The sequence below is a fragment of the Bacillus sp. EKM202B genome, assembly GCF_011066025.1.
GTDB lineage: Bacteria > Bacillota > Bacilli > Bacillales > Bacillaceae_G > Bacillus_A > Bacillus_A toyonensis.
Map to the genome: position 1 here is coordinate 547234 of NZ_JAAMNK010000001.1, position 13522 is coordinate 560755.

Consider the following 13522-nt stretch of genomic DNA (forward strand, 5'->3'; position numbering starts at 1 on the left):
AAAAAAATCCTCCTGTGTATTACAAAATAATAAGTTCTTTTGGTGATTTCGTAATTACTTCATTACCTTCACTCGTTACAATGATATCATCTTCAATACGTACGCCGCCAATACCTGGAATATAAATACCTGGTTCTACTGTTACAGCCATACCTGGTTCAAGTACTGTATCAGAACGGAACGCTAAACCTGGCGCTTCATGGATTTCAAGGCCGATTCCATGACCAGTAGAGTGTCCAAAGTATTCACCATATCCTTTTTCCGTTATGTAATCACGCGTTAATGCATCTGCCTCGCGGCCTGTTAAACCAGCTTTAATACCGTTTACACCACGTAATTGTGCTTCTAAAACGACATTATAAATTTCTTTTAATTTATCAGATGGTTCACCGACTGCAATTGTACGAGTAATATCAGAACAATACCCTTTGTAATAAGCGCCGAAGTCTAATGTAACGAAATCTCCTGTTTCTATCACTTTTTCAGATGCCACGCCGTGCGGTAATGCCGAACGAAGACCTGAAGCAACGATAATATCAAACGAAGAAGATGTTGCTCCTTGTTTTCTCATGAAAAATTCAAGTTCATTTGACACTTCAATTTCAGATACTCCCGGGCGAATGAATGATAGAATATGCTCAAAGGCAGCATCTGCAATCTGTGCAGCTTCCTTTAATATCTTAATCTCTGAATCAGTCTTTATCAAGCGTAACTTTTCTACAAGCCCAGAAGTCGGGATAAATTCAGCTTCGATCGCCTCATTATGCGTTACGTAAGAGCTATATGTAAGAGTATCCTGCTCAAAGCCAAGCTTTTGAATTCCAAGTTCTTTCACTTGCTTTGCAACTTCATCAATAATTAATCCTGCATGCTGCACGATTTCATATCCAACAGCTTGTTTACTAGCCTGCTCTACATAACGAAAATCCGTAATAAATTGAGCACGCTCTTTTGAAATAAGTACAACTCCAGCTGTTCCAGTGAAGTTAGCCATGTATCTACGACTATGTTCATTTGTTAATAAAATACCGTCGATACCAGCCTCAGCAAATGCGCTTCTTAATCTTTCGATTTTCTCCATGACTTTATGCCTCCCTTAATTTCTCCATTAATGCAAATAACGCTAACTTATAGCCATAAAAACCAAATCCAACAATTTGTCCTGCACAAACAGCCGCCGTCACAGATTCGTGACGGAACGATTCACGCTGGTGAATGTTAGAGATATGTACTTCAATAACAGGAATCGAAATGCTCGCAATTGCATCTCGAATTGCATAGCTATAATGCGTAAATGCTCCAGGATTTAAAATGATCCCTTCATATATATCTTCAGCCTCATGAAGACGATCGATAATCGCACCTTCATGATTCGATTGGAAACATTCTAACTCCACTCCCATTGTTTTTGCTTCTTGCTTCATATCTGCTTCAAGTGTCGCTAACGTGCCCTTTCCATATACATTTACCTCACGAACACCGAGGCGATTTAAGTTAGGACCGTTTACGAGGAGTAACTTTTTCATATTCTTAAAACTCCTTAATATTAAATATCTATACAACATTTTAACATAGGAGTTACTTATTTGAATAGTTCGTCTTCTCTTCTCCTTCTTGCTCCGCTTTATTACTATTTACTGCGTAAGAAACAGAGTATGCAATAAACACACCATACAATATAAAAATACATATTGTCGTCACAATCGTCTCTTTCGGCAAATTGAACGCACTTTTAATAACAGGTGCCATTAAACCCATTCCGAAAAACAGTAACGCCCACCAAAATAGCCCATAAATAATCCCTGGAATGATTCCTTCAAATTTCGCCAAAAACGCTTTATACAAAAAGGAAATCAAGATTGAAAGAAGTCCCATGCAAACAATTCCTGACAGATTGCCCCATATCCCTTCTTTCCAACTCCCAAACGCAAATGGTAACAGTAAATAATTAGGTCCCGCTTCCGTGAATGAAAATATATGAAGGAAATACCATATTCCTCCCCAAAAAATTCCACCAAACAAACCGATTTGCACATAATTCCTTGTTCCTAATTGTTCTTGACTCACATCAACACCTCCGCTCAATAGTATGCCCGAAACTATTTTGAAGCATGTTTAAATACTGCGAAATTTGTCTATAAAAAGAATAAGAAATGTCCGACTCTCGTAACATTTTCTCTTGTCATATACTTGTATTTGTCGATAAAATAAAGGAAACTCGGTGATTGTCTTATTTCAAAACGACAGAACCCAGTATGACAATTGCCTCTTTTTCTACATAAGAGAGAAACAAATACAGGTTGGTGTTAACATGGCAGAAGAGTCAAAACAAATATATGGCGGGCAAGCAGTCATAGAAGGAGTTATGTTTGGCGGTAGAGAATATACTGTTACAGCGGTTCGTCGTAAAGATAAATCGATTGAATTTTATCGATTACCACGCGTTCGTAATAAAGCATTATCTATCCTAAAAAAAATTCCATTTTTACGAGGTATTGCCGCCATTGTGGACGCAAGTGCGAATGGAGCAAAGCATTTAAACTTCGCTTCAGAACGATTTGATGTCCACCCAGAAGATGATGAACAAATTGCAAATAAAAAAGAAGAACAATCAAAATTAACGATGGTATTAGGAGTTGCAGCAGTTGGCGTTTTATCTTTCATATTCGGTAAAGTCATTTTCACAGCAGTTCCTGCACTATTAGCTGAATTAACGAGACCGATTTTCCCATCTCATACAGGGCAAATCATTGTCGAAAGTGTCATTAAGCTCATGCTACTATTGAGCTATATATACTTTATTTCTTTAACCCCACTTATTAAACGGGTATTTCAGTATCACGGTGCAGAGCATAAAGTAATTAATGCTTATGAGAATAATCTTCCTATGACTGTAGAAAACGTCCAAAAGCAAACCCGCCTCCATTATAGATGTGGTAGTAGCTTTATTATATTTACAGTCATTATTGGAATGTTTGTTTATTTCCTCGTTCCTACAGATCCACTTTGGGCACGAGTAATAAACCGAATTTTATTAATTCCAGTCGTTCTCGGCATTTCGTTTGAAGTACTACAATTTACGAATCGATTGCGAGACATTCCTGTATTACGCATACTTGGATATCCCGGATTATGGCTGCAACTATTAACAACGAAAGAACCAACAGATGATCAAGTGGAAGTAGCTATTGCATCGTTTGAAGAATTATTACGTTTAGAAAACAAACAATAATTATTTAAAAATGGTGTTCAACTCCTCTCCTCATCGTTAATATACTAATTTTAATATATGTTTTTAGGAGGTGTTCCTTATGAACGGTCGTTCGTTTACTTTCGCTATATTTGTGCTTATAATCGGATTAGCAATATTCGGCCTTGTTTCATCTGTAATTACAAATCCAATGGGTGTATTAAGAAATATCGGGTATATGTTACTTGTTGTCGGTATCTTTTACTTGCTATACAAGATGTTTACTAATTCCAGTGGTTCTGCAAATTCGCAAAGCTCATATAAGCGCGCTGCAAAACAATCGAACCGCAAACATGGGAAACAAAATGTAGCACCCCTAAGCAATTCATTCTTGAAACGAAATACTTCTGATGACAAGGGCAAAAAGGGTAATTCTCCATCGTTGAAACGAAAAAGAAAACAATCTCATTTAACTGTCATTGAAGGTAAAAAGAACAAAAAGAAAGACCGTGCTTCCTTTTAGGAAATACGGTCTTTCTTTATACTTTCAAGCACTTCTTTCAAAGTTTTATCTATCATACTTTCAATTCGAAGGTGATGATTTTCAAATGGTAAATTTCTTGTCACATCATTTGGAACAACGACGCATTTTAATCCTGCCGCAACCGCTGCTTTCAATCCATTTAATGAGTCTTCAAATACAACAGCTTCTGATGGTTCAATTCCTAATTCCTCTATTGCAATTCGATAAAGTGCTGGATCTGGTTTTACCTTTTCAACATCTTCTCTCGTTTTAATTACTTCAAAATAATCTCGAATCTGTAGATCTTCTAAAAAACGAACAACCCATTCTCTAGATGAACTAGAAGCTAATGCGATTTTCAATCCCATTTCTTTCGCTTCTTCTAAATATTCTTTTACCCCATCACGCGCTTCTGGTATTTTCATTTTCTCTTTATGTAAAGTCGTCACCTTTTCTTTTAGTGCACGCTCGTTAAACTTTTCTTTTAATTGTTCCTTTAAATATGCATAAAGTACATTATCTGTCGTTCCAATACATTTCGCAAATTCCTCTAAAGGTAACTCTCCGCCGTACTCACGAACAGCATCTCTGAAAGAGTGAAACCATATTGTTTCTGTGTCCACAATTAATCCATCAAAATCAAAAATAATTGCTTTCATAATTCTCCCGTCCTTTTCGATTGAAATAAAAAAGGAAACGCCATCCGTTCCCCTTAATTACTTTTCTCTTCATTTGCTTTTTGAACACCACGAAGTGTTTCTACTCGAACCTCATCTTGTTCAAAATATTGTACTAAATCACCGATACGGTCAATTGCTTCCCAACTTAAATGATGTTCAATCCCTTCAACATCATTGTAAATCTTGCTTTCATCCAAACCAATAATACGCATAAACTGCTCTAGCAAGTCATGACGATATACGAGACGTTCTCCGATTTTTTTACCTTTTGATGTTAATACAAGCCCTCTATATTTTTCATAAATTAGATATTCATCTTTGTCTAATTTTTGCACCATTTTTGTTACAGAGGATGGATGTACACTAAGCGCTTCAGCAATATCAGATACGCGGGCATAACCCTTTTCATCAATCAACAAATAAATTTGTTCAATATAATCTTCCATACTAGGGGTAGGCATCGGTTTCCTCCATCCAATTTCATTTTGCTTATTCCGAACGAAGCAATCAATAAAATGATACACCAGAAAGAATAACGTGACAAGGTAGAAACGAGCCTAAATCTGCAAAAGAGAAAAGAACCCGCATTCAAATACAAGTTCCTTTCATGTGAAATATTGAATTTCTGCGTCAGGAAAAAAGTGACGAATATATCCTCGAATCGTTTCCTCCAATACTTCTGCATCATCTTTTTTATAGACGTATTTCCCAATACCGTATCGTCCCCATTTATATTTCCGCTTCTCTTCGTCCATTTCAAGTTTCGTATTCGGATAACGCGCTTGAATGACCTTTTTTGCCGGCTTCGTAAAGCGATGCTGAATTAATTCAAACGTTAAATTTGGTATCACCATATCTTTCAAGGCATTGTATAATCTCTCAAACAATTCACGATACCCCTCTTCCCATCCTTCATGCATATAAAGTGGCGCAACTATAAAGCCAAGTGGATAATTAGCCCCTGCCACTTTACGAGCAGCCTCAATTCTCTCTTCGAACGGCGATGTCCCCGGTTCAAAATTTTTAATCACATAACGTGAATTAATGCTAAATCGAAAACGCGTTTTCCCATTATGCTTTGCATCTAATAAATGATCAACGTGCGAATATTTCGTAACGAAACGTAAACGCCCATGCTCACTTTCTCCCATAAATTCGATCGTTCGCTTTAAAGCATGCGTTAAATGATCAATTCCAACGATATCTGATGTACACGCCGCTTCAAATCTTGTTATTTCTGGTGCCCTTTCATCCATATATTGCTGTGCCTTCTCAAATATTTCATCTAGATTCACATATACACGAACGTAAGGTTTACTACCAAGCGTCGTTTGCAAATAACAATAATGGCAATGTCCCATACACCCTGTTGCAAGCGGAATTGCATATTCAGCTGACGGCTTTGACGTATCAAACTTTAATGTCTTCCTCACCCCAACGACAAGCGTTGCCTTTGCATTGCGATACTTTTGCAAATCATTTTCACCTGGCAAATTTCTAATTTGATTATGGGATGTCGTTTCACGAATTTCTAATCCCATCTTCGTAAACTTCTCATACAGCTCTTTTCCAAGTGGATATTCGAGTGCCTTCGGTTCAAAGTAAACAAGTTTTGGCATAAACGGTTTCATATACTTCCCTCCTCTCGTTAGTATGGAGAACACGGAAAAATTAAAACGCATTAAAGTTTTCCACTTCAGTAACTTGCGTTGCAAGTTACTGAATGTTATAATTTGGATAACAGCTACCTTGCAAGGCAAGTTACCTGAATAAAAGGTGGGGAAATCATGCATAGCCAAATGTTAAAAGGTGTACTCGAAGGTTGCATCCTATACATCATTTCGCAAGAAGAAGTGTATGGATATGAGCTGAGTACAAAATTAAATAAATACGGCTTTACATTTGTCAGCGAAGGAAGCATATATCCGTTATTGTTACGTATGCAAAAAGAGAGGCTAATTGAAGGAACATTAAAAGCTTCCTCACTCGGTCCAAAGCGAAAATATTATCATGTAACCGATAAAGGAATAGAACAGCTTGAAGAATTTAAACAAAGCTGGGGAATGGTTTCGACAACGGTGAACAACTTATTACAGGGAGAGTGATAGGGATGAATGCGCAAGACATGATTGAATTGAACAACAAAAAACGCGAACTTCTAACATTTGAAAACGAAGCTTCTTATGGCGATATGCTAGTATATCTTCGGTTATCTAACGTACCTGAACAACAAGTAGAAGAACTATTATTAGAAATATTAGATCATCTCATCGAAGCACAAAGAGAAAATAAAAATGCTTATGATATTTTCGGCAATGACTTACAATCTTATTGTGATGAACTCATATCGGCTTTACCAGCTCAAACAAAGTTAGAAAAAACTTCTTTAATCGGTTTTGTTATTAGCTTACTTCTTGCTATACAGTTTGGAATGGATGCACTTGTTTCGACTTTCATTTTAATCTTCAGGAAAAATATCGAACAATTAAGCCCAGCTTTTAGCATCCCTGGAACCACTTTGTTCGTTTCACTTATTATACTAGGCATACTTTTCATTTTATATTTATTAAAGCGCTATTCCTTTGATCAAAAGATGAATTGGAAAAGAAGGATTCTATTTGGATTTGCATTTGCTACTCCATTTTGTTCAGCTGTATTTTTAAATGTCTATTTTAAAAAACAACCTTATCTCATTTACCACCTAACCTTTTGGCAAAACGCCTTAATTGCTATCTTATTTTTCATTTTATATAAATTACTATACAAAAAATCAAATTTTTAACAGCCTTTCAAAAGGCTGTTTTTCTTCTGTCTAATTTTACAAATTGAAAAATTTCATAAAGAAAATAAGAAAAATGCAAAATAATTAAAGTTAATTGTTGACGTGATGCTTTTATTATCGGTATCATAAATCTTCGTGAGCAATTATTTTTCGTTATACGATTTTTTTATTATTACTGAATTTTTGAGAGGAGAAATTAGATGTCAGTTAAGAAGAAAACGCAAGTACGCACCGGCAAAATGGTACGTGAACTAATGTTAGCAGACGAAGATGTAAATGCTTCGCTAATTATGGTATACAGTGAAAACGGTGTAAACGCAGAAATTAAAATCGAGGGCTTAACGCCGAAATGTAACGAAGAATTATTTTTGAGCGGAAACGTGGATTGGAACAAGAGTGTTATTTATAAAATTGTTGATTTCACTGGAAACGCTGAAGTTGGTAAAGTTACATTATCAGCGATGAACAAAAACAATGTTTCTCTAGAAATAGAACGCGTTATGTGGAGTAAAGAAAATAAAGAGGCTGCTGGTCAAGAAGAAACACCGGTAGAAGCCACACCGAAAAAAGAAGTAGTTGTAGAAGCTCCAAAAGCAGTTACACCTGCTCCTAAACCTATTACGCGTGTAGAAACACCTGCTATGGCCCCTAAGCCTACTCCGGTACCGACGCCGAAGCCAGTAAGCGTAGAAGCAGCTGTAGAACTAACTACTCCAGCACCTGTGAAAAAAGTAGTCCCGACTTCAGTTACAAAGCAAGAGACAGTACCGGTTGCTCCAGCAAAACCGAAACAACCTGCTTTGACTGAAACAAATTCAAAACTACAAGAAAATTATGTGAAACTCGTGAAAAAGACAATTGAAGTTTGTCAAGATTACGAGCTTGGCATCGACATAGATGATTCTATTGAAGGCTTAAAAGAAGAACTACAAAGCCAAGGTATTAGCGTTACATTTGACAAAGAAATTATGGACGTTGTAAATCGCCTTCGTTCTTTACAAGATAAAGGAATCAAAGTAGAAAAAGTACTTAATTTACTATAAAAAAATAAGAGATGGCAATTGCCATCTCTTATTTTTTATAATTCCATTCCTTACTTTCATACTTTTCTTTTGCTAACGTTTGAACTTCATGTAACTGTTCTTCTGTTAATTCATATGGCACAAGCTCTATATCCAATCCTTTTTCAAACCCAACCTCGAACGCTTTAATTAACTGTTCGATCGTAAATGTACGGTCTGTCAATTTATTAATTGCTACCGCTTTAGAAGAAAACATACTTTTCATACGTTCTTTCACACGTTCATTTGGGAATAAAAATAGGTCGTATAGTTCGTCTAAATCTATTTCTAACGGAATCGATCCGTGCTGTAAAATAACACCTTTTTGACGTGTTTGAGCACTACCTGCGATTTTTCTTCCTTCAACTACAATTTCATACCAAGATGGCGCATCAAAACATACTCCTGAACGCGGATTTTTTAAATTCTCACGATCCGCCTCTGTTTTCGGAACTGCATAATACGCTTCTAATCCTAATGCCTTAAAACCGTCCAATAAGCCTTGCGAAATAATGCGGTATGCTTCCGTAACTGTTTTTGGCATATTTGGATGATCTTCAGACACAATAACACTGTACGTTAATTCTTTGTCATGTAGTACACCCCTGCCGCCTGTTTGACGACGAACGAACCCATATTTCTTTTCGTTAACTACATCCATATTTATATCTTTTTCAACACGCTGGAAATACCCGACTGTTAATGTTGGTACTTCCCATTCATAAAAACGAATTGTTGGTTGCATCTTCTTTTCACTTTGCCAATTTAATAAACATTCGTCTAACGCCATATTAAACGCTGGTGAACATTGACCAGAGTTAATATAACACCATTTTTCTTTTCCCATCCTACACCTCATATAACCAATTATTTTTCACATTCTCTAGTCTACCAAATTCGACAAAATTTGTGAAAGAATACGAAATTTCTCCTTATATACAAATGAATCTGTTGCATAAATACATATGGGCATTATAATATTGAAAGTAGGATAAGAAAAAAGGGAGCGATAGAACCGTGTCAACAACTTGGATTATTTTATTAGCCGTAATCGTAGCGTTCATCGGTTACACTGTATGGATGTATTTCTATCAGAAAAAATTAATTAAAACTCTTACAGAAGAAGAATTTCGCGCTGGCTACCGTAAAGCACAGCTTATCGATATTCGCGAAGCAGACGAATATAACGCAGGGCACATTTTAGGTGCACGTAACATTCCGTTATCACAAATTCGCCTTCGTCATAAAGAACTTCGCCAAGATCAACCTGTTTACTTATACTGCCAAAGCGGATTCCGTACAGGCCGTGCAGCTCAATACTTAAAAAAACAAGGTTACAAAGATTTCTACCAATTACAAGGTGGATTTAAATCTTGGACAGGTAAAATTAAAAAGAAATAACATACAAAAACTAGCTGCATGCTGCAGTTAGTTTTTTATTTCATATTGTTTGCAATGTAATATAGATTCTTTTTTATTACATCTGCATCGTTCTCTTCTACATTACGATATAATAACTGATATTCAATCCCCTTTTCTTTCCATAGAAGCGTAGCAAATTCCTCTCCTCTCTCGAAGTCATCTTTATTTTTAAAATAAGCAGACGCTCCATTATTCAATTTCATTTGTTCTTGAAATCGCTTTTCTTCTACAAAATCCGGAAAACTGTAAGGGAAATTTGCAACAGTTAGCTCAATATACTCATGTCTACCTTGCTCCTGTTGTTTATATTTAATCGTTAAGACAGCATTCTTCTTTTCAATCGTTCTTACTTCACCCAACACATCACTCGTAATGTCATACGGTAAAAAGGTAGGAACTTTAAATTTCGCCGGAAAATATTTTGGAAGTTCTTTTAACGGAATCGGATCCGTAACGCGATCTGTAGCCCCACCTGTTGTTCCCACAAATGTTTTTTCTTCTTGCATCGTTTGCTGAAATGAACATGAGCTAAGTAATACACTAGAAAACACGAAACAAATGATTCCTTTTTTCAATTTGTTTCCGCCCTTTCATACCGCCCTCTTAACGAACAAAGCGTTTATATGTTGTTCATATTCGCTTGAATGCCACACTCCACCTTTGAAAACTTTCCTCGTTATTCTCACACATTTTGACAAAACTGCTTTCAAACAAACAGAAAGACTTCGCTATTCTTACGCCCAAACGAAATGGTTACGCGAATAACAGAAGTCCTATTTATAACATAGATTGTGAAAAGCTTTTCAGGTCAAGATTTTTTCATTCTACTTATTTTCCCTTTATAATAAGTAAAGAGGTGATGCATATGGCCAATATAAAACAAATCGCTAAAACTGCTGGTGTATCTATATCAACCGTTTCCCGTGTCTTAAATAATCACCCTTACGTAAAAGAAGACAAACGGAAACGAGTTCTAGAGGCGGTTGAAGAATTAAACTACGCAAAAAATATAAATGCTATTCATTTAATAAAGGGGAAAACATATACAATCGGGGTTATGCTCCCTTTCATTAATGTCCCTTACTTCAGTACCATTATTGAAGGAATCGGAAACGAAGCGTTAGCAGCTGGATATCACATTAATTTATGCCAAACAAATTACGATAGTATTGAAGAAATTCGTGTTCTTGAAATGATGAAAATGAAACAATTTGACGGGATGATTATTTGTTCTCGAACGAGTTCATGGGAACAAATCGAACCTTTCGCAAAATTCGCCCCTATTATTTCATGTGAAAAAATGAACCACCCCCTCATTTCATCTGTCTACGTAGATCATTATGAAGGATTCCGGCTCGGTACTGCATATTTACTAAGTAAAGGCCATGAAAAAATTGGAATTTGTTTAGCAAGAAAAACGAGTGTAAATTCTATGGAACGTGAAAAAGCGTTTGCTGATACACTTCATAACGAAGGTCAAACGTTACATCCTGAATGGATTTTTCATCAATGCTATACAATGCAGGACGGAGCACAAATACTCCACCGTATTTTACATATGAAAAATCGTCCAACTGCTATTTTCACAGCGAATGACCAAGTAGCTGCCGGTTTATTAACAGAGGCAAAGAAACACGGTGTTCGCGTCCCTGAAGATCTCGCTATTTTAGGATTCGATAACCATGAAATTTCAAAGGCGTTAGAAATTTCGACTATTGAACACCCTGGTCTTACGATGGGATCACGTGCTTTTACCTTATTCCATAAACAGATGCAGGACGAACAAATAACCGGGAACTCAGAAGAACTTCCATTTCATTTAATTGAGCGAAAAACAGTCTGAAAAGGAGCGTTAACTATAGCACTCTTTTTCAGCTTTTCACCTATTGACTTTGTGTTTTTTATCTCATATAATAAACCTAACGAACGGTAGGTAGGGGATGAAAATGACAGCAAATCGCATTAAAGCTGTAGCACTTTCTCATTTCGCACGCTACGGCTATGAAGGAACTTCATTGGCAAATATTGCCCAAGAAGTTGGGATTAAAAAACCATCGATTTACGCACACTTTAAAGGAAAAGAAGAGCTATATTTCATATGCTTAGAATCTGCTCTTCAAAAAGATTTGCAGAGCTTCACAGGCGATATCGAAAGCTTTTCCAATTCGTCCACTGAAGAATTGCTATTAAAATTATTAAAAGGCTACGCAAAACGATTTGGTGAAAGTGAAGAATCAATGTTTTGGTTACGAACTTCTTATTTTCCGCCTGATGCATTTCGCGAACAAATTATTAATAAAGCAAATGTACACATTGAAAACGTCGGAAAACTTTTATTCCCGGTATTTAAAAGAGCAAGCGAACAAGATGAGCTGCATAACATTGAAGTAAAAGACGCCTTAGAGGCTTTTCTATGCTTACTCGACGGTCTTATGGTTGAACTACTATACGCAGGTTTAAATCGTTTTGAGACACGTTTAGACGCTTCTTGGAAAGTATTTTGGCGCGGACTTTCAAACTGACGGATTGCTCCTTTGCAATGCGTCGTTTTTAAGCCCTTTACCTAACGACTGGTAGGAAGGAGAAATGACATATGGCATGGATTTATGTAATCATCGCTGGTATTATTGAAATCTTTTGGGTGATTGGACTAAAAAAAGCGGAGGCACCACTTGAGTGGGCTGGTGTTGCGCTATTAATTACAATTAGTTTCGTCTTATTATTTAGAGCTTATAAAGATTTACCTGTCGGCACTGTATACGCAGTCTTCACAGGAATCGGAGCGGGCGGAATCGTTCTTACAGAAATTTTCATCTTCGGAGAACCGTTCTCTATCGTAAAAATTTTATTAATCGGTTTAATCTTCTTCGGAGTAATTGGTTTAAAACGAGTAACAGAAGAAAAAGAAACGAAGGAGGCCGCATAAAATGGCTTGGGTATTTTTAATTCTAGCTGGTATTTGTGAAATTATTGGTGTACTCTTTATGAAAGTAGCCACTGAAAAGAAAGGCTGGGCACCAAAAGTTATTTTAATCGCTAACTTCGGCGTAAGCTTCTTCTTCTTATCCCTTGCGATGGACACATTACCGATGGGAACTGCTTACGCGATTTGGACTGGAATCGGAACTGCCGGAAGTGCACTTCTAGGCATTCTTATTTTCCGAGAATCAGCGGATTGGCGTCGTCTTGCCTTCTTAAGCTGCATTCTATGCGGCGCTGTTGGCTTAAAACTATTAAGCTAACGTGAGGTGAATGTCATGTGGAGAGAAAAAGGAAAACAAATGTTAGCATGGATCACACTCGTGATCGCCATTCTACTGCAAGTAAGTTTTCATATAATAGAATGGTTGTTTCATAAAGTATTATCCATTCTTGCATTCCTTCCGAACATGACACTTGAAATTTTATCTATCGTTTGGTCCATTATCGCCTCCATTGCAATCGTAATTATATGGAGTATCGCCAAGCTATATAATAAGTTATTTAAAAAGGACAGTTACTCTGAAAAAGAGTAACTGTCCTTTTTTATATAGATTCAGACTTTCTATAGAAGTTTGATGTGATAAGACAAAGCAGACCAACTACGACAACACTCATACCAATTCCTTTATGCAAACTAGGAAATAGCATTGGTATATCCGAATAAAAGTTTGCTAATATGCAACCAATTGAAACTAAAAGTATTCCTATTCTATATAACCATTTCCTTTTGTTCATCATTCTCCCTCCTAAAATTTTTCATACACTCCTTCCTTTTGGACATACTACCTAAAAAAGGAGTGGATCCTATGCAAAATTCTATACATAAACAGATCCTATTTTTATTTTTCCTCTTTCTCATTCTCATTATCGTTTTCAGCTTTA

The 13522-nt window shown here is 36.5% G+C and carries 20 protein-coding genes; 11 read left to right on the forward strand and 9 right to left on the reverse strand.

What is annotated here, in order from left to right; all coding sequences use genetic code 11:
• Nucleotides 1-19: 19 nt before the first annotated feature.
• The 3 genes from pepQ to G9F74_RS02915 are packed head-to-tail and all read right to left on the reverse strand — an operon-like array spanning nt 20 to nt 2067.
• Nucleotides 20-1081, reverse strand: coding sequence for a Xaa-Pro dipeptidase (gene pepQ, locus G9F74_RS02905; protein ID WP_000411034.1), 1062 nt, complete (start codon nt 1079-1081; stop codon nt 20-22).
• A gap of 4 nt (nt 1082-1085) precedes the next feature.
• Nucleotides 1086-1526, reverse strand: a complete 441-nt coding sequence (gene aroQ, locus G9F74_RS02910) for a type II 3-dehydroquinate dehydratase (protein WP_000735144.1) — start codon at nt 1524-1526, stop codon at nt 1086-1088.
• 52 nt (nt 1527-1578) lie between these two features.
• Nucleotides 1579-2067: a YqhR family membrane protein gene (locus G9F74_RS02915; RefSeq protein ID WP_000076902.1), complete on the reverse strand. Its 489-nt coding sequence runs from the start codon at nt 2065-2067 to the stop codon at nt 1579-1581.
• 244 nt (nt 2068-2311) lie between these two features.
• On the opposite strand from G9F74_RS02915, the gene G9F74_RS02920 reads away from it, so the two are divergent.
• Both G9F74_RS02920 and G9F74_RS02925 read left to right on the forward strand, forming a co-directional pair.
• Complete coding sequence (locus G9F74_RS02920) at nt 2312-3232, forward strand: DUF1385 domain-containing protein (RefSeq protein ID WP_000797102.1); 921 nt, start codon at nt 2312-2314, stop codon at nt 3230-3232.
• Nucleotides 3233-3311: 79 nt separating this feature from the next.
• Nucleotides 3312-3713, forward strand: a complete 402-nt coding sequence (locus tag G9F74_RS02925; RefSeq protein ID WP_001014465.1) for an SA1362 family protein — start codon at nt 3312-3314, stop codon at nt 3711-3713.
• Here G9F74_RS02925 and G9F74_RS02930 read toward each other — a convergent pair.
• The 3 genes from G9F74_RS02930 to splB form a co-directional block, all read right to left on the reverse strand.
• Nucleotides 3710-4372, reverse strand: a complete 663-nt coding sequence (locus tag G9F74_RS02930) for an HAD family hydrolase (protein ID WP_000643926.1) — start codon at nt 4370-4372, stop codon at nt 3710-3712. The genes G9F74_RS02925 and G9F74_RS02930 overlap by 4 nt on opposite strands.
• Nucleotides 4373-4425: 53 nt before the next feature.
• Entirely contained in the window at nt 4426-4854 is a 429-nt protein-coding gene (gene mntR, locus G9F74_RS02935; RefSeq protein WP_001143071.1) for a transcriptional regulator MntR, read from the reverse strand.
• A gap of 144 nt (nt 4855-4998) precedes the next feature.
• Nucleotides 4999-6024 carry a spore photoproduct lyase gene (splB, locus tag G9F74_RS02940; protein ID WP_000802126.1) on the reverse strand — a complete coding sequence of 342 codons (1026 nt, stop codon included), beginning with the start codon at nt 6022-6024 and terminating at the stop codon, nt 4999-5001.
• A gap of 156 nt (nt 6025-6180) precedes the next feature.
• Between splB and G9F74_RS02945 the strand changes: the two genes are divergently transcribed.
• From G9F74_RS02945 to G9F74_RS02955, 3 genes are all read left to right on the forward strand, one after another.
• Complete coding sequence (locus tag G9F74_RS02945; protein WP_000556090.1) at nt 6181-6498, forward strand: PadR family transcriptional regulator; 318 nt, start codon at nt 6181-6183, stop codon at nt 6496-6498.
• A gap of 5 nt (nt 6499-6503) precedes the next feature.
• Nucleotides 6504-7175 carry a DUF1129 family protein gene (locus G9F74_RS02950; RefSeq protein ID WP_000993577.1) on the forward strand — a complete coding sequence of 224 codons (672 nt, stop codon included), beginning with the start codon at nt 6504-6506 and terminating at the stop codon, nt 7173-7175.
• A 200-nt stretch (nt 7176-7375) separates the two neighbouring features.
• Complete coding sequence (locus G9F74_RS02955) at nt 7376-8218, forward strand: hypothetical protein (RefSeq protein WP_000111890.1); 843 nt, start codon at nt 7376-7378, stop codon at nt 8216-8218.
• A gap of 28 nt (nt 8219-8246) precedes the next feature.
• On the opposite strand, the gene G9F74_RS02960 is transcribed toward G9F74_RS02955, so the two are convergent.
• Nucleotides 8247-9083, reverse strand: coding sequence for a lipoate--protein ligase family protein (locus tag G9F74_RS02960; RefSeq protein ID WP_000514088.1), 837 nt, complete (start codon nt 9081-9083; stop codon nt 8247-8249).
• Nucleotides 9084-9253: 170 nt separating this feature from the next.
• On the opposite strand from G9F74_RS02960, the gene G9F74_RS02965 reads away from it, so the two are divergent.
• Entirely contained in the window at nt 9254-9637 is a 384-nt protein-coding gene (locus G9F74_RS02965; RefSeq protein ID WP_000108653.1) for a rhodanese-like domain-containing protein, read from the forward strand.
• 35 nt (nt 9638-9672) lie between these two features.
• Here the strand turns inward: G9F74_RS02965 and G9F74_RS02970 are convergent, their stop codons facing one another.
• The gene (locus tag G9F74_RS02970) at nt 9673-10209 is read right to left on the reverse strand and encodes a hypothetical protein (protein ID WP_002048959.1); all 537 of its coding nucleotides are present in this window, start codon (nt 10207-10209) and stop codon (nt 9673-9675) included.
• Nucleotides 10210-10523: 314 nt separating this feature from the next.
• On the opposite strand from G9F74_RS02970, the gene G9F74_RS02975 reads away from it, so the two are divergent.
• From G9F74_RS02975 to G9F74_RS02995, 5 genes are all read left to right on the forward strand, one after another.
• Entirely contained in the window at nt 10524-11501 is a 978-nt protein-coding gene (locus G9F74_RS02975; RefSeq protein ID WP_001273954.1) for a LacI family DNA-binding transcriptional regulator, read from the forward strand.
• A gap of 97 nt (nt 11502-11598) precedes the next feature.
• The gene (locus G9F74_RS02980) at nt 11599-12180 is read left to right on the forward strand and encodes a TetR/AcrR family transcriptional regulator (protein WP_002005730.1); all 582 of its coding nucleotides are present in this window, start codon (nt 11599-11601) and stop codon (nt 12178-12180) included.
• A 71-nt stretch (nt 12181-12251) separates the two neighbouring features.
• Nucleotides 12252-12584 carry a DMT family transporter gene (locus tag G9F74_RS02985; RefSeq protein ID WP_016109086.1) on the forward strand — a complete coding sequence of 111 codons (333 nt, stop codon included), beginning with the start codon at nt 12252-12254 and terminating at the stop codon, nt 12582-12584.
• Between the two features lies 1 nt (nt 12585).
• On the forward strand, nt 12586-12900 hold the full coding sequence (locus tag G9F74_RS02990; RefSeq protein WP_000312621.1) for a DMT family transporter: 315 nt from the start codon (nt 12586-12588) through the stop codon (nt 12898-12900).
• Nucleotides 12901-12915: 15 nt separating this feature from the next.
• A complete protein-coding gene (locus G9F74_RS02995) occupies nt 12916-13173 on the forward strand; it encodes a DUF3975 family protein (RefSeq protein ID WP_000267969.1) in 258 nt (85 codons plus the stop codon).
• 10 nt (nt 13174-13183) lie between these two features.
• Here the strand turns inward: G9F74_RS02995 and G9F74_RS03000 are convergent, their stop codons facing one another.
• Complete coding sequence (locus tag G9F74_RS03000; protein WP_001042435.1) at nt 13184-13375, reverse strand: hypothetical protein; 192 nt, start codon at nt 13373-13375, stop codon at nt 13184-13186.
• Nucleotides 13376-13522 lie beyond the last annotated feature (147 nt).